The sequence below is a fragment of the Chryseobacterium hagamense genome (assembly GCF_007991455.1).
Classification (GTDB): domain Bacteria; phylum Bacteroidota; class Bacteroidia; order Flavobacteriales; family Weeksellaceae; genus Chryseobacterium; species Chryseobacterium hagamense.
On record NZ_BJYJ01000003.1, the window covers coordinates 156,927 to 178,688 of the forward strand.

Here is a 21,762-nt window from a genome sequence, read left to right on the forward strand (position 1 = left end):
TTAATCAGGTTTCTACTCCGAATTCACGTTAATTAAAACGAATAAACAGAACCTGACCAAACAATGACTTTTGCTTAATGGACAGCCGGATTACAGAATCCTATAAAAAAATCACCGATTAACCGCATTTCCTCATTTCAGTTTTATATTTTTTATTCCGAAAAAAAACTGGTTGACCGAAAGTTTACCATTTGAGGCATCCCCCTTTTTAATCTTGAAAACCTCCGGATCGCAAGTTTACCGGCAATCGGAAACACAACCGGTGTAGTTTTTAGATAAAAAGCCCTAACTTTATTCGCAGTAAACAAGTCTGTTTTTAATTAAACGACAACGGTTTGCAACAGCAGATATGACAAATTTCTCCAATAAACAGGCCTCTGAAAAGCAAAGGGTTGCCGAAACGGAAGCCCGCCTGAAAGCCCTGATCGAAGCAACTTCGGATGTGGTGTATTCCCTGAGCCCGGACTGGAGCGAGATGCGTGAACTCGACGGCAGGCGTTTCCTGAAAGATGCAGCGGTACCGACGACCAGTTGGAAAACGGATAATGTGTATCCTGATGATCTTGATATGGTCAATGCAACCATTGAAAAATGCATCCGCGAAAAAAAAATATTCCAGCTGGAGCACCGCTTCGTCAGGGCAGACGGAAGAACAGGCTGAACCTCTCCAAAGCCATCCCTATTCTGGATGGGGAAGGAAACATCACTGAATGGCTGGGGACGGCCAAGGACATCACCCAGCGAGAAGAAGCGGAGGAAGCCCTTTCCAAAATCAGGGTACGGTCTGATCAGCAAAAAAGGCTGTATGAAACCATTGCCTCTTCAACACCGGACCTGCTGTATGTTTTTGATCTCGGTTACCGTTTTACGTATGCCAACAAGGCCCTGCTGAATATGTGGGGCAGAACATGGGAAGAGTCAATCGGGAAAGGACTGCTGGAAATCGGCTACGAGCCCTGGCATGCCGAAATGCACGAGCGGAAGATCGACGAAATCATCAGAACCAGACTTCCCATACGTGGAGAGGTCTCTTTTCCCCACGCTACTCAGGGCACCCGTGTTTACGATTATATTTTCACTCCGGTCCTGAATGAAAACGGTGAGGTAGAAGCCATTGCCGGCGCAACCCGGGATGTAACCGAACGTAAAAAATGGGAAGAAAACCTGAAGGAGCTCAACAGAAAACTTGCCGGTACCAACCGTGAGCTTGCCGCAACGCTTGAGGAAGTAGCCAAGGTGAACGATGAATTGATCAGGGCCAATGAAAAAATCGAGGAAGGGCAGATTGCTTTCCGGCTGGCAGTGGAGGCGGCCAATTTCGGCACCTGGTTCATTCATTCCATCACCCGGGAATTTATTCCCGATGCCCGTTCCAGGGAACTTTTCGGTTACCGTGAAGATGAACCTTTGTCTCTTGAACAGGCCCTGGCACAGATTACCGATGAATACCGGCCCTATGTTACGGCAAACTTGAAAATGCCATTTACAACAACGGCGATCATGATGTTACCTATCCTGTGGTCGGGTATTATGATCAGCGCCTTCGCTGGCTGCGTGCCATCGGAAACCTGAAAGCAGATTCTTCGGGTACGTTTTCCGCTTTTACCGGCGTTGTGATGGATATCACGGATCAGTATCTTGCGGGTGCCGAAATCAGGCGTGCAGAGGAGAGCCTGAGAATGGCAGTGGATGCAGCCGGTTTAGGGACGTTCCAGATCGGTGTGGAAGACCGCATCTTTACCTGTTCGCCGAAACTCAAAGAATTTTTCGGATTCCATCCGGATGAAGAAATGTCTTTTGAAGATGCCATGAAGCAGGTACATCCTGATTTCCGGAACCTGATGGCTGCGAATGCAGAAAAAGCATTTTCAGAAAAAGCCCGCTTTGATATGGAGCACCTGATCATCGGCTATCATGATGAAAAGCCGCGTTGGGTACGCGCCATCGGTGAAATACAGCAGAAAGAAGGGAAAGAATATTTTGCAGGTGTGCTTCATGAAATTACCGAAAAAAAATTAGATGAGATCCGGAAGAACGATTTTATCGGTATCGTAAGCCACGAACTGAAAACCCCGCTTACTTCCATAAAAACATACATTCAGCTCATGCAGGCCAGGTCTGCAAAAATTGAAGACGGGTATATGGTCAGGATACTGGACAAAGCCGACCTCCAGATTAACAAAATGAACACAATGATCAATGGCTTTCTGGATATTTCAAGGCTTGAATCCGGAAAAATACACATCAACAGACAGTGGTTTGATCTTTCAGATCTGCTGAAAGCCGCCGAAGAGGAAACAAAAGCTACGGTAGACAGCCATATTACTGTTTTTGAACCGATCCGTTCCGTACAGGTAAATGCCGACCGGGATAAAATTGCACAGGTAATCCATAACCTCATCAGCAATGCCGTTAAATATTCTCCTGCCGGCAGTACCATCTGGATAAGCTGTACTTCGGATGACCGGTTTGCGTATGTAAGTGTTAAAGACCAGGGGAAAGGAATTAAAACTGAAGATATTGCCCATATTTTTGACCGGTATTACAGGGTGGAAAATGAAGAAATGCAGTCGATTTCAGGTTTTGGGATCGGATTTTATCTGTGTTCGGAAATCATCACCCACCACCACGACTTTATTTCCGTAGAAAGTAATCCCTGCTCTGGATCCGACTTTGTGTTTTCACTTCCGCTGAATATGGATTAACCCTCCTGCCTAAAATATTTCAACCTTCAGCAGTTGTAATAAAAAACTATCTATATTAACAAACAATATTTTGTAGAAATATTTCTACAAATCTGACATTTCATTTCTACATATTTGGTTTTTAAAGTATTGTTAAAATCTATATTTTTGCATTGTACTTAGAGTAAAGAACATGCCGTACAAAATACTTTTTATTGCATGACTTTTAAAAAACCTGGTAGCCGGAATTATAATTTCATCATAACCGATATTAATGATCTGATGAATTTTGTAAATCATGACCCTTAAAATCCGGCATGCTTCTTAAATGTTTGTTCTCTTATAAACGGATCGATATTTAAGATGACCTTAAAATCAGGCAATAAGTATTGGAAAACACAATGTAGATTATATAACCGGATGGATATTGGCCCACCATTTCATCAGGTTAGTTTTAAAAAGTTACAGGAAGCAGAATATGACCCTTAAAGTTCAGCCTTTCTGTAACTTTTACGTTTTTAATCCTGTTTTTTGATTGGATAAATTTCCCGGCTGTACAGTAAGTTTTTATTAACTTCACTAAAAATGCAGGCGCGTAACCGGTCAAGTAATAAATTAATGTATTATTGCAACAAAATTTGATTTTGTCCAACAGGCTGTTGTTTTTTCTCTTCATTCTCCTCTGCCTGCCTCTTTATGGCCAGCAGTACAGCCTTACGCATTACAATACGGATAACGGGCTTCCGCAAAACAGTGTAAAAGACATCACCAAAGACAAATATGGCTTTATATGGCTGACTACCGAAAACGGTGTTGTACGCTATGACGGCTCTGCATTTCTGGTTTTCAAGGATTTTCCGATCAACAACCAGCGTTTTACCTTTTTTTACGGCAATATCAAAAACGACAGCATACTTACCGGTGCCGGCTATCACACCATCCTGCTTAATAAAAGGACGGCAAAAGTCTTTAAAGATTCCCGGCATTCCGGCATACGCTATGAATATGGCCCTCATCATAAACGGTTTCCCGTAAGCTATAATTACCATCCTAATCAGGGAGGTTCTTTTTATCTGATGCTTAAAGAAGGACGTTATTTTATAACCGATTCTTCCGTTACATACCAACAGCCGGTCTCTCTGAAGGAAACCTCGCTCAGGCTTAAAACGGTATTCAAAAATAGAAATACCGTTTTCACACTAGATGAAAAGCTCTACAATATTAATTATGCTACAGGAAAAGTATGCAGGATCACCAAAGGAAAAATAACGGCGTCTTATGATATTCCGCTTTTAACGGATAAAAACAGTCTGGTCTTATGGAGCCAGATCAACAATGCCGTATTTATCGTTAAGGACCAAAAAATCTATACCCTCTCTCATGAAAAAGAACATTTCAGGATAGACAGGCTTGCCGAACTGGGCACGCTCAACGTTCAGCATCTAACATGCGCTTTTTATGATAAAACGTATGACAAACTGTACCTCGGAAGCAGTATCGAAGGAATGAAGGTGCTGAGTTTCCATCAGTTTTTTTCAACAAAAGAACAGGACAGCAACACTACCGTATTCTATTCTACCCTGCCCTATGATCATGCAAGTGTAATCACTCCGAAAGGCCAGATCTACAGCCGGAACGGCATGCTCGCAGACAAAGTATTTGAAACGGACAGTCAGTATTTCGTAAGCTACGATCCGGATAAGAACATCATCGTACAGGACTCGGGAAAAATATACGCCTATCTGAAGTCTTCTTCTTTTTCAACCCGCCGCCTCATTACGGAAATCCCGGATATTTTCGTAGATTTTATCCATGACCAGCAGCGGTATTATGCAATTACCCGTCCTACATCAAGGCAGTATACCGGAGGGCATCTGGTGATTTATAAAGACCGCTCATTCAGCAGGATAGAAAAGCGTATTCCTTTATCGGCCGAACCGACCAAGCTTTTTATGGCCAATGGTTTCCTGTGGGTCGGAACCATCAGGGGAATGGTTAAAATCTCCTTAGATTCCTACCGGAAGGAGAATATTGGTCCCTACAAAGATATTTATATCCGGAACATTGTCAGGAGCAACAATGGCCGCCTGTGGATTACGACACTGGGAAAAGGATTTTATCTGCTGAAAAACAATGAACTCATCAAAATGCCGCTGGATGCAGACAAAAACTTACTGTCGGCGCACACCATTATGGAAGATGAAAAACATTTTTTATGGATCCCGACGAACAACGGCCTCTATAAAGTGCATGAGCAGAAACTTCTGGAAGCCGCTGACGGTAAAAAAAACGAAGTCAGCTACTACCGGTATACAAAGGATGCCGGATTTAATACCAATGAATTCAACGGCGGCAGCAACATCTGCGGAAACCGGTTGAAAAACGGTGATTTCGTCCTGCCTTCACTGGACGGACTGGTCTTCTTCAATCCGCTGAAAACAAAAAGCAGATACCCTGAGGATTTTTATCTGGAAAGAGCCCTGGTCGATGGAAAAGAAATCAGGTTTTCAGAAGGTTTCACCGTTGATCAGGAAGTACAGAAGATCGATATTTTCATCGACGTCCCTTATTTTGCCAACCGGAACAATGTGGTAATCAAGCTGAACCGCGGCACGGGAAATAGGTGGGAAAACATCGAACCGGGTATGAAGATTTCCCTTTTCAACCCTTCTTACGGCGATTATGGGTACACCCTTAAAATCCTTACCTCAGACAACGGGAACTGCATCTATAAAAAAATCCGGATCCGGGTTACTCCCTATTTTTATCAGACAGTATGGTTTAAATTGGCCGGGCTTCTGCTCCTGTCCATGCTGATTGTTTTCATCATTAAAATCCGGACCCGAATTTTAAAGAACAAAAACCTGATGCTGGAAGAGATCATTGAAGCACGTACCCAAAAACTTTCTGCTGCCATAGAAAATCTTGAAAAGACCAAAAGCCAGCTGAATAATGAGATTGAACAGCAGAAAAAACTGATCGGCACCATTACCCATGACATTACGACACCCATTAAATTTATTGCATTTGCCGCTCAGGATATTTTAGACAACGGTGAGCATGATGAAGAAAAGCTGCGCCGGATTCTTACTTCCATTTCAAAGTCTTCCGGACAGCTGTACAATTTCACTCTTGCCCTGAAAGAATATGCAGACATCTATAACCATCACAGGAGCAGCCAGAAAGAAAGGTACAGGCTGTACGATCTGATCGAGGAAAAAAAAGAACTTTTTGACCCGATTGCCGTTGACCGCAATACCGTAATTGAGAACGGCGTCAACCCGGGTATTTACCTGGACATCAATAAAAATACATTATCCGTCATCATTCATAATCTGCTGGATAATGCCGTAAAATTTACCAGGCAGGGCCATATCCGCATTGAATCCGGGACTGAGGAGGATTCTGCTGTTATCGTGATTAAAGACAACGGCATTGGCATGAGTCCTTCGCAAATGGAGTATTATACTTCGCTTCACCGGAATATGGATGACAAGAAACTGCTGCTCCAGAAATACGGCATGGGCCTGCACCTCGTCCTGCAGCTGATCCACATCCTGGACGGAAAAATCGAACTGGAAAGCAATACGCCTTCCGGCACTGTTTTCAGAATCATAATAAAAAGTATAACCGATGCATAAAAGAATTCTTATTGCTGATGATCATGACATTGTTTTAACCGGTACCAGCCTCATCCTGGAATCAAAGATCAGAAATATTACGATAGACACGGCAGAAAACTATCTTGAAGTATTGGAAAAAATGGCCCTGCAACCCTTCGATCTGATTATATTGGACATCAATATGCCGGAAAGCAGAAACAAAAGGATGATTTCGGAAATCAAATCGATCTGCGCCAGTACCAGAATCCTGATATTCTCTGTGCACGATGAGTCTGTAGCGCTGCAGTACATTCAGGAAGGAGCAGACGGTTACCTGAACAAACTCAGCAAAGTCGAGGAAATTGCGGAAGCGGTAAAAAAAATTCTTGAGGAAGGCCATTATTATCCGCTGAAAATTACGCAATACCTCCTTAAAACGTCAAACATGCTTCACCAGGTGAATCCTCTGGAAAAATTATCGGATCGTGAGCACCAGATTCTTCATCTCATGGCCAGAGGCGAAGGCAATCTGGAAATTTCCAACATCCTTAATATCCAGATGCCCACCATCAGCACGTATAAAAAGAGGATTTATAAAAAGCTCGGGACCAGCAATATTGCAGACCTGATAAAAATCTATGAGAACTTTTCCGGGGAAAACAGATAAATCTAAGATTTAGAATAACCAATTAGACCAGCGATTATCTCATAAACAGAAATGTACTATGCTGAGCATGCTGAAAATATTGAATTGCATTAATTGTATTGTATATCAGATTCTGTGATTGCTCGATAGGCATTTAGAGATAAGGAAAACGTAGTAGTACCGGCGGTTAAGGCTTTTGATCTTTATGTTGAACGTAAGAATATCCGGCTCCCTTCCTCTCTGTTTCATTATTTGATCTGATCCATATCTTCAGTTTACAGCGGACGGGAGAAAAATAATCAGCTCCGGGTCATCCTTTGATCCGGATTGGCAGTAAAGTTGTATCTCTACCTCAGGCAAAACCGGAAAAATAAGGAAGTTTCATACTCAATCCGCTTTGCCGGATGCCGGATCAGACAGCGGCATTCCTATTACGTAAATCCATCAAAACAATACATAAAATGAAAGTATTATTTGTCGTAACGTCACATGACGAACTCGGAAACACAGGAAAAAAAACAGGATTTTGGGTAGAAGAATTTGCAGCCCCCTATTATTCGCTGAAGGATGCAGGATTCGATATCGTAGTAGCTACCCCGAAAGGCGGGCAGGCACCGATTGACCCTAAAAGTGAAGATCCTGATGCACAGACGCCTGCCACGGAAAGGTATTATCAGGATAAAGAAGTACAGCAGATCATTGCCGGTACGCAGAAATTAAGCGATCAAAAAGCGGAAGATTTCGATGCCGTATTTTATCCGGGAGGACATGGACCTCTATGGGATCTGGCCAACGACCAGGATTCCCGGAAACTGATCCTAGACTTCTACAACAGCAAAAAACCTATTGCTGCCGTATGCCATGCGCCGGGCGTTTTCAAAAATATACAACTGGAAAACGGCGAACCGTTTGTTAAAGGGAAAAAAGTAACCGGTTTTTCAAATACCGAGGAAGAAGCGGTACAGCTTACCGAAGTGGTGCCCTTTCTGGTAGAGGATGAATTGAAAAATGCCGGAGGAGAATATTCCAAAACCGATGACTGGGAAATCCATGTTGTACAGGACGGTCTCCTGATCACCGGCCAGAATCCAGCCTCATCCGAAGAAGCTGCCAAGAAACTGATGGCCGCTTTAAAGAAATAAAATAAGCTGAAAAAGTTCAGCAGTTTCCATCATTCCGGATAAAGGTGTCTTCATCCGGAATGATGGATTTTTTTTGTGCTGATATATTTGATTGGTTTTCTGCTCAGATTCAAAAGCCTTTTAGATTTTGATCCAGAAACGCTCCGTTATTTCTCTTAATTTTCTGAATTAAAACAAACCGGTTTACTCATTTTATTGCGATGATTCATGAAACCGCTGAGCAACCGGCCCACTGATTTCCTAAGCTAAAAATCTTAATTTCAATAGTGAAAATATAGGCTGAATTCAAGCAGTCAAGTCATTAATCAGCAGCAACCGGATTTTAGTTGATATCCTCCAGACTGCGGATCATCCAGATGGTACAGGAATCATGTCCGGAATTGCACAACGGCTGTTCCAGCAACCGGAACCCTGATTTTTCATACATTTTTACAGCTTTCGAGAACTCCGGCAGGCTTTCCAGGTATACCTTCTCATATCCCATTTCTTTTGCACTGGCAATGCTTTTCATCATCAGGCTTTTTCCGAGTCCTATGCCTCTGGCCTCCGGACGGAGATAAAATTTGGCCAGCTCCGCACATCCTTCCGGTAATCCTTCCGTGGGATAAATTCCGCAGCATCCGGAGATAACGCCATCAGCTTCTCCTACCCAAAGCACGGATTTTTCTTTCCTGAATAACGTATATAAATCGAAAACGGCAGGATCGGAATAGACCGTTCCTTCTTTCGGGGCGTTAAATTCTGTAAAGGTATTCCTGATCAGTAGTGCAAGTGCTTCATTGTCTGACTTTTCAACTTTTCTGATAACGATCTTCTCCATAATAGCTCTAATTGATTCAAAATTACTGCAATCCTTTTCAGCAGACAAAAAATTCCGTAAAAACATCCGATTTGAGTCCGGATTTCTTAAAGAGTTTGATTTAACCTTACAAAAAATACCATTTGACCTTTAGAACGTCCTGATACAACCGGAAAATTTTCCCGCTCCGCTTCCCTCTTTCAACACTTCAAATCTGATTAAATAAATTCAGTTTGACAAATAAGAGACGATTCGTATAATCATCAACGCCTTTATCGCATTTATGACAGAATGAACTTCCATCATCCAGCTTCCCTCTTCCAGCTTGTCACTATTCTTCCTACTTTGGGTTCACGTTAACTTAACGTGAATTCGATCTTATAAAATCATATTCAGGATTTTACTTAATTCAGGAATTAAGGTGGATTCATTCGGGATTTTAAACAGAATTTCTTCTGGCGGAAGGAAGGAATGGTTCACTCTTCTGATAGGATTTTATCCTATACTGTATTAAGCCGTCCCTCCGGGACTTTAAGACAACATAAAATCATCCATATTCAATTCATATTCAATATTTTAAATAACATGAAACCGTTCATATCAATACTATATTCAGATATTTAATTAATTCAAAAATAAAATTGAGATTATCTTATTCAGGATTAAATAAGAACTTCATCTGACAAAACGACAAAATGTATATGATCAATAGGATCTGCAACCCTGTTTTTGACAAGATAAACTTCCGGCATCCGGCATCCCTCTTCCAGCCTTTTCATCCGAAGTCACGTTAACTTATATCCCGGATTGAAATAATTTCGCCCTTTTCAAAAGTAAACTCGGAGACACCTCTTAATTTCAGCATTTCCCCTTTCTTCATTCCATTGGGAAAATCAGCGGCAAGTTTTCCGGTATAGTCAATTTCTGCAGTTACGGTATTGCCGTGACAACTCATTTTTTCGATTTTTTGGTGCCGTTCCGAGAAATAAGCCACTGCTGCTTCGGCCTGCTTTTTAAAATTTTCAATTCCTGTAATGTTCATTTCCACATTTCCGCCGGAGATGTTTTCAAAGATAATCCCGTCACTGAGCTGGCGGCACATCCCGCTAACATCGAAACGGTTGTATGCACCGATATAGTTTTCTATCGCAGCCAGGTAATGCGCATTTATTTCCATTAAGATCCATTTAAAATTGCAGATAAAAATACGGAAATCCGGATGAAAAAAAGATCAGTTATGAAGGGTTATTTGTTCTGTATTTCCGTTTAAGATGATAATACCGGAACAGCATGTGATCATACCATAGGGCAAACAGCAGGATAAACACCGGAATAAAAACCGTTGGCAGAAAAAAATACTGATACAGCCAGCCGCCAGTGATACCCCCGGAAAAAAAGCCGCTGATGATCATCAGCTTTAAAAATATACTTCTGGAAAGCAGGGCTTTCTGCGGTTTGCTCTGGGTAAACAGCTGGGAAAGTTCGATTCCCAGATCGGTAAATAGCCCGGTGAGGTGTGTCGTTCTTACCACAGACCGCGAAACCCTTGTTACCAATGCATTCTGAAGCCCCATGGCAAAAAGCAGCAGGATGGAAATCAATTTCGGATAAGCGGGATAAAACCGGATACTGCTGAATGATGAAAGTGCGACCAGTAAAAGAACCGCTATTTCAACGGACACCGGAATCCTGTAAGAAGTATGGGAATACCTTACGGAAGCCAGTTCCATTGCCAGGCCGGATACGAAAGCACCTGACAAAAAAGCAAAAATATAAAGCAGGAACGTAAAAGCGGACGTGTAGTTTTCCAGAAAAAACTGTTCCGAAAAATAAGCGAAATGGCCGGTTACATTCGTCGTCAGCGTATGCACGGAAAATACACCGATGCTGTTAACCATACCGGCAACACCTGACAGTAATGACGCCAATTTTAAATTATGCCGGTAAGTTCTTCCTTTTCCCGTATGCCTGAACATCAGATTGCTTTATGCAAAAATACAAAATGTACAGGAGTATTTTACAGAATACTTCCAATGTCCAGCTTCCTGAAAGAATGCTTTTTAATTTAGCCGCCGATAGATCAGGGTACAATACAATTTTGAAATGGTTTGTTTAGAATTTAACGGAAACCGTCTTTAATTTCAATATTGAATCAGTGTTTCAAGATCGGAAGTTTTGTCCTCGCGGTAAAAATGCCCGTGAAAATCATTCAGTTTTTTCAGAAGATCCAGCAATGTCGTTTTTTCATTCTCATCCAACTGACCGGATAAAAATTTTGAGGTGATATTCACCTTATTTACGGATTCGTGAAATACCTGCTCCCCTTTTGAAGTAAGGTTCAGCCTTTTGCTTCTTTTATCCTTTTCATCATTTTTTTCCGCTACCATCCCGGATTCCAGCAGGCGCCTGATAATCTGGGTTCCGGTCTGCTTTTCATGGCCGTTCCGCTCGATCAGCTGCATTTTGGTGAGGTTCGGTTCATCTTTGAGACGGTACAGGTAGGTAAATTCTTCATTGGCGAGCTCAGGAAAGTCTTTGAGCCCTCTACGGATGGCCTGTTTCGAGTATCTTCCCAGCAGGAGAACCTGCTTGCAGATCTCATTTTCCGTAAAAGAAACTTCATGCTGTTCTTTTTTAAAAAGCTTGGTGGGGCTTTCTTCCCTGTACTTCCTGTCATTCAGCCACAACCGGAAATCCTCGGCAGAAGAATGAGGTTTACAGGCTCCGGAATTTTCAAAATCTTTTACCTGATGAAGCAGATCTATGAAAAAGTCAGTATTCATAATGCAAATTTAATCTAAAATAAAATAAGAAAACCCAAGCTATAATTTCACACTGCCCATTCCCCCGTCTATTCCGAAAACCTGTCCGGTAATCCATGAAGCGTGATCCGAAATCAGGAAGGCTGCCATGGCCGCAATTTCTTCAGGATTCCCGGTTCTCTGCAGCGGATGTCTTTTGGCGGAAGCCTCGCGTTTTTCAGGGGTCGATAGCAGCTGTGCTGCCAGCTGGGTATCCGTTAGAGAGGGCGCAATGGCATTCACCCTGATTTTCTGTGCGGAAAATTCGGCAGCCAGGCTTTTTGTCAGTCCTTCCACCGCATTCTTACTGGCAGAAACCGAAGCATGGAAAGGCATTCCCAGCTTTGCCGCCACGGAACTGAACAAGACCACGGAAGCACTTTCAGACTTTTTAAGGTTAGGCAATAGTTTCTGGATTATTTTTACCGCTCCCAATACATTGATTTCAAAGTCGTTTTTAAAATTCTCCACCGAAAGCCGGTTAAAAGGTTTCAGGTTGATGCTGCCCGGTGCATACACCAATCCGTCCACTACCTCCGGAAAAGCAATTTCGTCGGGATTCCCTGAAAGGATATCCATTACATGAAATTCGATATTCGGATGGTTCAGTTCCGGATTGCCGGTTTTTGAAATTCCGATGATGTGGTGTTCTTCCGAAAGGATTTTTGCCGCGGCCAGGCCGATTCCTCTTCCGCAGCCGATGATGACGATGTTTTTCATATTTATTTTTTATGTTATCTTTTGAATGTTTTTTGAACACAGAGTCCGCGAAGCTTTTTTAACTACCAGCCGCTTTCAGGTTTCACAAAGGCATTTCATTTATAAAAGCCCACAGCGCATTTTTCATACATCCGTTTATCTTAATGTCATGCTGAACCAAACTTCTCCTGGATCTGACGAAGGAAAACCATGTTATTGCTTAGGTTCTTTTGAATACAGAGCCCACGAAGCTTTTTTTACTACTAACTGCTTTCAGGTTTCAAAAGGCATTTCATTTCTAAAAGCCCACAGCGCATTTTCATACCTGGGCCTTACGAAGGAAAGCTTTGTTTCCTACCTAATTTATTTTGACTGTAAGCCAGAAAAAGATCTCTAATCAGCACTAAACTCAGCTTCTGATCATAGTACCCTAAAACTTATATTTAACTGATTTTAACCCATTTCTTTGTCTCAGTCTTAAGTTTTACCTCTATCTCTTCGAAATCTTATTATGGCTGATGATCCGCTGGCGGCTGCTTTTGAACCGCTGGATTTCCTCACTCCGTTTTTTCAGGTGCTTCTGGCTGACTCCCGAATTCACTCTTTTTCTCCAAAGCTTAAAACTCGATTCCTTAAGCTCGGAACGCATGAGTTCGATGACTTCCGCTTCACTGATCCCGAACTGGAACCGGATGGCTTCAAAAGGGGTCCGGTCTTCCCATGCCATTTCGATGATGCGGTCGGTTTCCTGTATGGTGAAATTTTTATTCATTGTTTTTATTTTTAATTGAACCTGGAGTTCATGAAGTTTTTATTAATTATTATATTGATTACTTAATTGTCTGGCTGAATCAAGTTTCTCCTGAGCCTGACGAAGGAAAGCAATGTTTATAGCTCAGGTTCTCTTGAACACAGAGTCCACGAAGCTTTTTTTACTACTAACTGCTTTCAGGTTTCACAAAGGCATTTCATTTATAAAGCTCACAGCGCATTTTCATACCTGGGCCTGACGAAGGAATGCCTTATTTATTGATGAGCTTCTTTTGAACACCATGCTTACAAATAAATTCTTTACGACTATCACAAAGCTACTTCGACAGGCTCAGCATCAGCTTTTTTCACTTACAGAAGCATCACCAGACTTAATCTATCACTCAACCCCAGCCTTAATCGCTCAAACCCTTAATCACCTTTTCAGCGGTTTTCAGGTGCTGTTTTCTTTTTTCTTCCGGCATTTTTTCCAGGGTGCGTACCATCATTGAGAGCCTTGGATTCTTCAGGAAGAAATCCTTATGTTCGTGAATAAAATTCCAGAACAGTGCGTCCCATTTTTCCGTCCATTCGCCGCTGGGGTAATCGCTCATTTTTTTCAGGTAGTTGCTTCCGCTGATGTACGGCTTCGTGCTCATCTTCCCGCCGTCGGAGAAGCTGCTCATGCCGTAGACATTCGGAACCATCACCCAGTCATAGGAATCGATGAACATTTCCATAAACCACTGATAGACTTCATCCGGATTGAACCGGCAAAGGTTCATGAAATTGGCAAAAACCATGAGCCTTTCAATATGATGGGCATAGCCGGTCTTCAGGATTTTTTTCAATGAACGGTCTATCGGGTGAATACCTGTTTCAGCCGTATAGAAGGTTTCCGGAAGTTTATTCTGATGGTTCCAGTAATTTTTATTCCGCTGATAGGTTCCCTGGTATACATAAACACCACGCACGAATTCCCGCCAGCCGACAATCTGCCGGATAAAACCTTCCAGCGAGTTGACCGGAATATCGTCTTCTTTCGCAAAGGCAATTGCCTTCTCCAATACATTTTCTGCAGTCAGAAGGCCCACATTCAGCAATGGGGAAAGGATGCTGTGATGCAGGAAATGCTCTTTTTCCACAATACTGTCTTCATACACCCCGAATTCGGCAAACCGGTTTTCAAAAAACTGGACCAGCCATTTTTCCGCTTCCCCGAAAGTGGTGGGATACAGCTGTTCTTCGGTCAGGCTGCCATAGTTATCGGCAAAATGTTTTTCCGTATATTCTTTAGCCTCTTTGAAATAAACATTGTTCTCAGGGAAATGAATCGACGGTGCTTTCCGGTTCTTGGGATATTTCTTCCGGTTTTCCGTATCAAACGTCCACTTTCCGCCCAGCGGCTTTCCGGTTTTCATCAGGATGTTCCGGGTGATCCGCTGCTGTTTATAAAAATCGGTCTGATGATAGGATTTTTTATCCCCGAAATATTCTTTAAGGTCTTCTCTGGTGTTGATAAACAACGGGCTGTCCAGGATCTCAAGTGCAAGTTTTGTTTTCCGCAACCTTTTTTCCAGCCAATGGTCGCAGACATCGGTTGTTTTTATGGCTTTAAAGCCTTCCTCCTCAAGCTTTGGGATCAGTTTCCTGAGGTCTGAAATTTCAGAAGAGCTTTCAATATATTCCACTTTAAAACCTGCTTTTTCCAGAAAATCCTCATAAAATTTCATCGTAGCACGGTGGAAGGCAATTTTCTGTTTGTGGAAAGCATACTGCCTGAAAAACAGGAATTCTTCCAGCAGGAAAACCGGCTGGTTTTTATCTAAATACTCCGTGTCTTCAAACAGCTGGTGCGGGAAAATGAGCTGGGCGGTATGTTTCAGTTTTGCAGCCATAGTTGTATAAATTCCTGGTTGGGATCGTACATTTCGGCCTGCTTTTCAGGATTGAAGATCCGGTCGCGGTTATCATTGCCAACACCGGCCAGGTACATCCAGTTGCCGTAATTGCTGTGGACATCATAATCGATCAGCAGCTCTTCAAAATAAGCCGCCCCGGTCCGCCAGTCCTGCTTCAGTACCTTGCAGAAATAGGAAGCTACATTCTGCCTTCCGCGGTTGCTCATCCAGCCGGTCTTGTTTAATTCAATCATATTGGCATTGATGAAATCCGAATCCGTGGTTCCTTGCTTCCACTTACGGATCAGTTCATCATCATGTTCCCACACATATTCTTTTTTTCCGATTCCGTTTTTCCGGAAAATCAGGTCCTGGTACTCCATAGAAACATACCTGAAAAAATCCCGCCACAGCAGTTCAAAAACCAGCCAGTACGTCGATTCGTTGCTGCCGGATTCCTGTTCGTACTTTTTAATCTCGTGATAAACGGTAACCGCGGAAAGGCTTCCGTCGGACAGCCAGGCCGAAAATTTGGAACTGTAATCAATTCCGGTTAAACCGTTCCGGGTTTCCTTATAGCTGCTGACATTCCGGGTCTCTGAAAAATAGGACTTCAGCCTGTTCAGGGCCTGCGTTTCTCCGCCACCGAAAGGAAAGGCCGTTCTGTTATCCGTTTCAAAATCTTCATATCCCAGCGATCCGAGGGTAACCTCATCACTCTGAACTTTGATCATGGCTTTGTCATAACTTATGTTTCCTGAGGCAAATTCAGGCCGGATCAGCAGATTCTTCTCAACCTTCTGCCTGAAGGCTGTAAACAGCATCGGTATTTTATCCATCGTCCTGGAAACAAACAGCGGATGCACCAGAAACTGGGAATAGGATTTTTCCCAGCCTGCCATCGGCAGAACATTTCTGATTTCATTTTCTTTATCCCTTTCTTCTTTGGTCCATTCCTGCTGGCAGAAAATTTTTACGATGTCGAATTCACCGGACAATTCTTTAAAAACGGTTCCGGTAGTCCCCTGTCTTATCAGGAAAGGAATATTTCTCTTGTTTAAACTTTCTTTCAGATCTTCTATCGTTTCCAGCAGGAATCTTGCGCGGTATTTCCCGGTTTTCCTGCTGCCAAACTGCTTACTTCCGAAATCACGGCCGTCAAAAACATACACTGCAAGGAAAGGCAATCTTTCCTGCATAATGTTGTATAACGGTTCCGAATCTCGGGTCCTCAGGTCTTTGGTGAACCAGAGGATGTTGATTTTTTGTTTTTCCGGCATCTTTCGCTGCAATATTTTACTTCGTCCCAGTTTTTCTTCCATTTTTTTCGCCAGTTGAACGGCAATCCGCAGACTTCGCAGATTTTGGAGGGTAATCTGGACGGCATATTAAGGTTTTATAAAATTTCTGAAGTTGTTGATCCTGATCCCTTTTGCTTTCAGGTCGTGCATCATATTGTACAGTCCGAAGAAGGTCCGGTTCAGGTAAATAAAATGCCGCGAACCGCGGTTGGTATTCATGCCTTTCATATCGCTGATTTTGGAATACCGCTGGCCCAGATCTGCGATTTCATGGAAGAAGCCTTCATCTGAAAAATCGAATTCCTCCTGATTGAAAGGCCGGGTAAACAGTTCCAGCAGCTCATAAAACAATTTGGCAAAAAACTCTTTTTCCTTCGGCGTATCTTCTTCCCGCAGAATTTCCAGGGTAAACAGTTTCTCTCTGAAAATTTCAGGATTTTTAAGGTTTTCTTCTCTGGCAAGCTCAAAGTACGGCACATAGAAGTCTTCCGGAATCTCCTTGATACAGCCGAAATCAATCACCGAAAGCTGAACATCGTCCGAAACCAGGAAATTGCCCGGATGCGGATCGGCATGTACTTTTTTCAGGATGTGCATCTGGTACATATAGAAATCCCATAAGGTTTGCCCTATTTTATTCAAATCCTCCGGAGTATTCTGCTTTTTGGTAAATTCCGAAAAATGGATCCCGGACATCCAGTCCATGGTGATGATCTTCTCGCACGAATATTCAGGGTAATAATCGGGGAACCGGACATTCGGAAGGTGGCGGCAGGCAGCGGCAAACAGCTGGCTGCGTTTCAGTTCCAGGTTATAATCGGTTTCCTCAAAAAGCTTGTCCTCCACTTCCTGGAAATAAGCTTCCGACCCTTCCTTTTTAATGTTGAACATTTTCATCGCGATGGGCTTCACCATTTTCAGATCGCTGGAAATACTTTCCCTCACGCCGGGATACTGGATCTTTACTGCCAGGTTCTGATCTCCTTTCCTGGCTTTATGAACCTGCCCGATGCTGGCAGCATTGACGGATTCCTGGGAAAATTCATCAAAAATCGCTTCCGGGTTTTTCCCGAAATATTTCCTGAACGTCTTTTTTACCAGTGCTCCGGACAACGGCGGAACGGAAAACTGCGACAGTGAAAACTTCTCCACGTATTCCACCGGCAGGATATTCTTTTCCATACTCAGCATCTGGGCTACCTTCAGTGCGGAACCTTTCAGTTCTTTCAGGGAGTCGTAAATATCCGATGCATTGTCTTCATTCAGGATTTTCCGGGCTTCCCCTTCATCTTTTGTTATTTTGTTCCCGTAATATTTCAGGTAATTGACACCGACTTTTGCCCCTGCTTTCAGAAGGCTGCCGGTGCGTTCAATTTTCCCGGTCGGGATTTTATCTAATGTTTTCATTTTTAAATTTTAGGTGTTTAATACAAAGTCCGCCATGGTCATCCAAAGCCGTCAGCAAGCCGCCAAAAGCTTCAAGCAACTATCTGAACTTTTCTTTCCAAAGGAATTTGCCCAGGTCAATGACTTTCCTCAACGGCTCATTCTCTATCAGTTCAAAACCTGTATCAATGGTCTTCTCGACAAAAATATCGGTCTTTTCAAAATCCGGCGAGGTATCCTTTTTCCAGAAATCGATGGCCGAAACAAAATGCAGCCACAGGGTTTCCTGTCTGGCCTTTTCATTGAATCTCCTGAGGTCCTGCTTTGCTTTTTCAATCATTTCCCATTCATTGAAATCGAGGGTGGCAACAAACCGACGGTGGGTTCTCCGTAAATTCTGGAGGACCTGGATTTCCTGAGCTTTCGCCGTTCCTAAAATCGACAGTACCAATGAACGGTTTATCGTCAGGTTTTCAAAGAAAATGAAATAGACGTTCAGGAGTTTTTCCTTCGTTAATATTTCAGGTGAGGCATTTACTTCTTCCGCGAGCTCCAGGGATTTCCTGAACAGATGATCCAGCATTTCTTTCTCGATCTGATCGAATCCGGAGAAGAAATGGTAAAATTCCTTTTCTTCAAAACCGTTATCTTTAGCAAAGAGATAAACGTTCTTCGGCCGTTCGCCATGGTTCAAAAGGTAGTCTCCGTACTGTTCAAATATTTTTTCCTGGGTAAGAGGGGTTTGTTCTTGCATGATAGAATTTATTTATAAACAAATTTAGTAATTAATTTTATTTTCAATTGAAATAAAGTATAAATTTGTACTATATAAACTATTTAATTTTTGAATTATGTTAGCGATACAGGCACAATCAAACATCCCTACCGACTTCGGAACATTCAGTGTTTATGCATTTTCCGAACATGAGGACGACTGGAACCCGCATCTGGTATGGGTTGCAGAACCTACGGATTTCAGCAAAACCGTGAATGTCCGTTTTCATTCGGAATGCATTACCGGCGAAGTGTTCCATTCCAGAAAATGTGAATGCGGACAGCAGCTGGATGCCTCTATGAAGTATATGTCGGAGAACGGCGGGATGATCATTTACCTACGGCAGGAAGGCCGCAACATCGGGATCATCAATAAGTTGAGAGCTTATGCATTGCAGGAAAAGGGTTTCGATACGGTGGAAGCCAACCTGAAGCTGGGATTACCGGCAGATGGCCGTGACTTTGGCGTTGCTGTGGAAATGCTGGATCTCCTGAACATAAAAGAGATCAACCTGATGACCAATAATCCGGAAAAACTGAGAGCCCTGGAGAACAGCGGGATTAAATTAAACCAAAGAATCCCTCTTGAAATTGAATCGAATGAAACCAACGAAGGCTATCTGAGTAAAAAGAAAGATTATTTCGGGCATCTGCTGGAAAAGGTATAATTTTCTCATTAGCTGAAAGAAATCCGGATGATCTGTTTACAGCTAATTTAAATTGACTGATCAACAACAGATTGCTGACTTCCGGCCAACCAATCCAAATTTTATGAAAAAAATTCTGCTCACCGGGGCTACCGGTTATATCGGCAAACGGATGATTAACGTTATTGCGGCACAGGGTTACCAGGTCATCTGCTGCTGCAGGGATGCCGGACGTTTCTCGAAAAGCGTGGATATCGACGATGCCCAGATCGAAGTGGTGGAAGTGGATTTCCTGAAGCCCGAAACCCTGGAAAACATTCCGAAGGATATTTCCGGGGCCTATTATCTGATGCATTCCATGAGCAACAGCAACGATTATGCGGAGTCGGAAAAACAATGTGCCGTTAATTTTTCGGAATTTATTGAAAAAACGGATTGCGAACACATCATTTACCTTTCCGGCCTGGTGAACGAGAAACATCTTTCGGCGCATCTGAGTTCCCGTTTTGAAGTGGAAAAAATCCTGATGGAATGCAAAGTTCCGGCAACTGTTTTACGGGCGGGGATTATTATCGGGTCCGGAAGTGCCTCTTTTGAGATCATCCGCGACCTGGTGGAAAAGCTGCCGGTAATGGTCGCCCCGAAATGGCTTCACACCCGGTGCCAGCCGATCGGCATCGCCAATGTGCTGGATTTTTTGATCTTCACCTTATTCAAAAAACAGGCTTACCATAAAAATTTCGATATCGGGTGCGACAATGTCCTTACCTACAAAGAAATGCTTCTGGAACTGGCAAAGATCCGCGGGTTGAAGAGAACGATCATTACCTTACCTGTGATGACCCCGAAACTGTCTTCCTACTGGTTATATTTCATTACGTCTACTTCGTATAACCTTGCCCAGGCACTGGTAGGAAGCATGAAGATCGAAGTGGTCTGCAGACCTGAAAGCCTCAGAGAAATAAAAGAAATTACCGGCGTACAGCCCTTTTCTTATGACACGGCGATCCGGAGGACCCTGGCAAAAATTCAGGATAACGAGATTGCATCGAGCTGGAAAGACAGTTTCATCAGCAGCCGCAGCGATTCCAGCCTCAAAGACTACCTTGATGTTCCAAAATACGGATGTTTTACGGATCTGCGCTCTGCCGAATATGACGACCGCGAAAAATGCCTTGACCGTGTCTTTGCCCTGGGCGGAGCCAACGGGTGGTACGGACAAAGCCTCTGGAAAATACGGGGCTTTCTGGATCTGCTGGTGGGCGGGCCGGGGTTAAGAAGAGGCCGGACCAGTTCCACCCAGCTCCATGAAGGTGATGCGCTGGATTTCTGGCGGGTACTGCATGCCGATAAAAAAGAAGGCAAGCTGATCCTCTTTGCCGAAATGAAGCTTCCGGGAGAAGCATGGCTGATGTTTAAAGTACATAAAGGCAAGCTTTGGCAGAAGGCGGTGTTCCGCCCGCACGGACTCAGCGGAAGGCTTTACTGGTATTCCGTTCTGCCGTTCCACGGAATTATTTTTAAAGGGATGGTACGCAAACTTGCCCATCCGCAACGACCTCCTGAAACTCCATAAAATCCCGGCACATTTAATTTAACATTCCCGGGCTTTCATTTAATTTTTGACACTCATATTAATTTTTATTTCATTTATTAATACCATGTTACCGGATCCTGTAAAGAATTAACATTTATTTTAAATAAAAAATTTTCTGATGTTCAAATAAATCACTAGATATTGATTTCCAAACACTTAGTATACGAACAAAATTTATTTTACGCGTTACCGATAGGATACAGCCTCATACAAGCCCTGTTAATAAAATATTCACAGTCAAATATTTACTATAAATCACCATGTAAAGAATAAATAACATCTATGATGCAGCCTTTTTTGTAAAAAAAATTTTGTTACATTTGCTTTAAAGTAATAAGTAGCCGTATACCACGTTTTACTTATTCCGGAAATTTGATTGTAAAAACATTAAAACCAGCTTATGAAAAAAATAGTTCTACTCTTTACGTGCCTGTTCGGAATTTCAGCTTTTGCACAGATCAAGGTGCTGAAGAATGAGACTTTAGTGGAAATCGGCAAAGACAATTCCGTAGGTTTATATAAAAAAGACGACCGTTTCACCGTGAATTACCAGGATCTTAATACGGCTAATCTCAACACCTTCCGGTCTTTTTCTTTTCAGAACCTGAACAAGGATGTTGCAGGGCTGTATGAACTGATCGCCAACGGATTTATCGATACGCCCGAAAGCAATATCGTTCTCGAACTTCCCAGCGACATCATCGAACTGCATTTTGAAAAAAATTACGGTACACCCACCGTACAGTTTATCCAGTACATCAACAAGAACAGGAAGTATGTAGGAAAATCACAGTTCCTGAACAAGAAACAGGTTGACAAAATCTTCGGAAAGACCAACGGGAAGGCTGCGCTTTATGACAAGCCGGCAACGATGAACAATATTCATAACAATAACAGCAATATAAATAATCAGCAGGCGGCCACCCAGGCTTCTTCAGCAGCTCCGGTTTCCAACGGCAGCCGGAAGCCCCGAAAATAAATCAAACATTTTGAAATATTACTGAACTCATTCATCTGGATGAGTTTTTTTATT

At 42.8% G+C, this 21,762-nt stretch carries 20 protein-coding genes; 9 read left to right on the forward strand and 11 right to left on the reverse strand.

Annotated elements, in window-relative coordinates:
* Positions 1-349: 349 nt before the first annotated feature.
* The 6 genes from CHA01nite_RS05375 (at position 350) to CHA01nite_RS05400 (ending at position 8,074) form a co-directional block, all read left to right on the forward strand.
* On the forward strand, positions 350-661 hold the full coding sequence (locus tag CHA01nite_RS05375; RefSeq protein ID WP_146940261.1) for a PAS domain-containing protein: 312 nt from the start codon (positions 350-352) through the stop codon (positions 659-661).
* The gene (locus CHA01nite_RS05380; RefSeq protein WP_146940263.1) at positions 592-1,572 is read left to right on the forward strand and encodes a PAS domain S-box protein; all 981 of its coding nucleotides are present in this window, start codon (positions 592-594) and stop codon (positions 1,570-1,572) included. The genes CHA01nite_RS05375 and CHA01nite_RS05380 overlap by 70 nt, the downstream gene beginning before the upstream one ends.
* Positions 1,518-2,705 carry a PAS domain-containing sensor histidine kinase gene (locus CHA01nite_RS05385; protein WP_228458346.1) on the forward strand — a complete coding sequence of 396 codons (1,188 nt, stop codon included), beginning with the start codon at positions 1,518-1,520 and terminating at the stop codon, positions 2,703-2,705. Before CHA01nite_RS05380 ends, CHA01nite_RS05385 begins: the two co-directional genes overlap by 55 nt.
* A gap of 605 nt (positions 2,706-3,310) precedes the next feature.
* Positions 3,311-6,325: a sensor histidine kinase gene (locus CHA01nite_RS20805; protein WP_146940265.1), complete on the forward strand. Its 3,015-nt coding sequence runs from the start codon at positions 3,311-3,313 to the stop codon at positions 6,323-6,325.
* Positions 6,318-6,953 (forward strand): response regulator transcription factor, encoded by a 636-nt coding sequence (locus tag CHA01nite_RS05395; RefSeq protein WP_146940267.1) that lies wholly within the window; start codon positions 6,318-6,320, stop codon positions 6,951-6,953. Before CHA01nite_RS20805 ends, CHA01nite_RS05395 begins: the two co-directional genes overlap by 8 nt.
* A 440-nt stretch (positions 6,954-7,393) precedes the next feature.
* Complete coding sequence (locus CHA01nite_RS05400; protein WP_146940269.1) at positions 7,394-8,074, forward strand: type 1 glutamine amidotransferase domain-containing protein; 681 nt, start codon at positions 7,394-7,396, stop codon at positions 8,072-8,074.
* A 322-nt stretch (positions 8,075-8,396) separates the two neighbouring features.
* On the opposite strand, the gene CHA01nite_RS05405 is transcribed toward CHA01nite_RS05400, so the two are convergent.
* The 11 genes from CHA01nite_RS05405 to CHA01nite_RS05455 form a co-directional block, all read right to left on the reverse strand.
* Positions 8,397-8,894: a GNAT family N-acetyltransferase gene (locus tag CHA01nite_RS05405; RefSeq protein WP_146940271.1), complete on the reverse strand. Its 498-nt coding sequence runs from the start codon at positions 8,892-8,894 to the stop codon at positions 8,397-8,399.
* 769 nt (positions 8,895-9,663) lie between these two features.
* Positions 9,664-10,050: a nuclear transport factor 2 family protein gene (locus CHA01nite_RS05410; protein ID WP_146940273.1), complete on the reverse strand. Its 387-nt coding sequence runs from the start codon at positions 10,048-10,050 to the stop codon at positions 9,664-9,666.
* 58 nt (positions 10,051-10,108) lie between these two features.
* Positions 10,109-10,801, reverse strand: a complete 693-nt coding sequence (locus tag CHA01nite_RS05415; RefSeq protein ID WP_307725976.1) for a YoaK family protein — start codon at positions 10,799-10,801, stop codon at positions 10,109-10,111.
* Between the two features lie 213 nt (positions 10,802-11,014).
* The gene (locus CHA01nite_RS05420) at positions 11,015-11,656 is read right to left on the reverse strand and encodes a MarR family winged helix-turn-helix transcriptional regulator (RefSeq protein ID WP_146940277.1); all 642 of its coding nucleotides are present in this window, start codon (positions 11,654-11,656) and stop codon (positions 11,015-11,017) included.
* A gap of 39 nt (positions 11,657-11,695) precedes the next feature.
* Complete coding sequence (locus CHA01nite_RS05425; protein WP_146940279.1) at positions 11,696-12,394, reverse strand: SDR family NAD(P)-dependent oxidoreductase; 699 nt, start codon at positions 12,392-12,394, stop codon at positions 11,696-11,698.
* Between the two features lie 469 nt (positions 12,395-12,863).
* The gene (locus CHA01nite_RS05430) at positions 12,864-13,145 is read right to left on the reverse strand and encodes a TIGR03643 family protein (RefSeq protein WP_146940281.1); all 282 of its coding nucleotides are present in this window, start codon (positions 13,143-13,145) and stop codon (positions 12,864-12,866) included.
* A gap of 394 nt (positions 13,146-13,539) precedes the next feature.
* Positions 13,540-15,021, reverse strand: a complete 1,482-nt coding sequence (locus tag CHA01nite_RS05435) for a cryptochrome/photolyase family protein (protein ID WP_146940283.1) — start codon at positions 15,019-15,021, stop codon at positions 13,540-13,542.
* Positions 15,006-16,304 (reverse strand): DASH family cryptochrome, encoded by a 1,299-nt coding sequence (locus CHA01nite_RS05440; protein WP_146940285.1) that lies wholly within the window; start codon positions 16,302-16,304, stop codon positions 15,006-15,008. The genes CHA01nite_RS05435 and CHA01nite_RS05440 overlap by 16 nt, the downstream gene beginning before the upstream one ends.
* Positions 16,256-16,411, reverse strand: coding sequence for a DUF2256 domain-containing protein (locus tag CHA01nite_RS05445; RefSeq protein ID WP_146940287.1), 156 nt, complete (start codon positions 16,409-16,411; stop codon positions 16,256-16,258). The genes CHA01nite_RS05440 and CHA01nite_RS05445 overlap by 49 nt, the downstream gene beginning before the upstream one ends.
* A gap of 1 nt (position 16,412) precedes the next feature.
* Positions 16,413-17,732, reverse strand: coding sequence for an ABC1 kinase family protein (locus CHA01nite_RS05450; RefSeq protein ID WP_146940289.1), 1,320 nt, complete (start codon positions 17,730-17,732; stop codon positions 16,413-16,415).
* A gap of 79 nt (positions 17,733-17,811) precedes the next feature.
* Complete coding sequence (locus CHA01nite_RS05455; protein WP_146940291.1) at positions 17,812-18,465, reverse strand: TetR family transcriptional regulator C-terminal domain-containing protein; 654 nt, start codon at positions 18,463-18,465, stop codon at positions 17,812-17,814.
* Positions 18,466-18,562: 97 nt separating this feature from the next.
* Between CHA01nite_RS05455 and ribA the strand changes: the two genes are divergently transcribed.
* The 3 genes from ribA to CHA01nite_RS05470 all read left to right on the forward strand — a co-directional run bounded on the left by ribA (position 18,563) and on the right by CHA01nite_RS05470 (position 21,708).
* Positions 18,563-19,153: a GTP cyclohydrolase II gene (gene ribA / locus CHA01nite_RS05460; RefSeq protein ID WP_146940293.1), complete on the forward strand. Its 591-nt coding sequence runs from the start codon at positions 18,563-18,565 to the stop codon at positions 19,151-19,153.
* Positions 19,154-19,256: 103 nt separating this feature from the next.
* Entirely contained in the window at positions 19,257-20,708 is a 1,452-nt protein-coding gene (locus CHA01nite_RS05465) for an SDR family oxidoreductase (RefSeq protein WP_146940295.1), read from the forward strand.
* A 421-nt stretch (positions 20,709-21,129) separates the two neighbouring features.
* Positions 21,130-21,708: a hypothetical protein gene (locus CHA01nite_RS05470; RefSeq protein ID WP_146940297.1), complete on the forward strand. Its 579-nt coding sequence runs from the start codon at positions 21,130-21,132 to the stop codon at positions 21,706-21,708.
* The last annotated feature ends 54 nt before the right edge of the window (positions 21,709-21,762 follow it).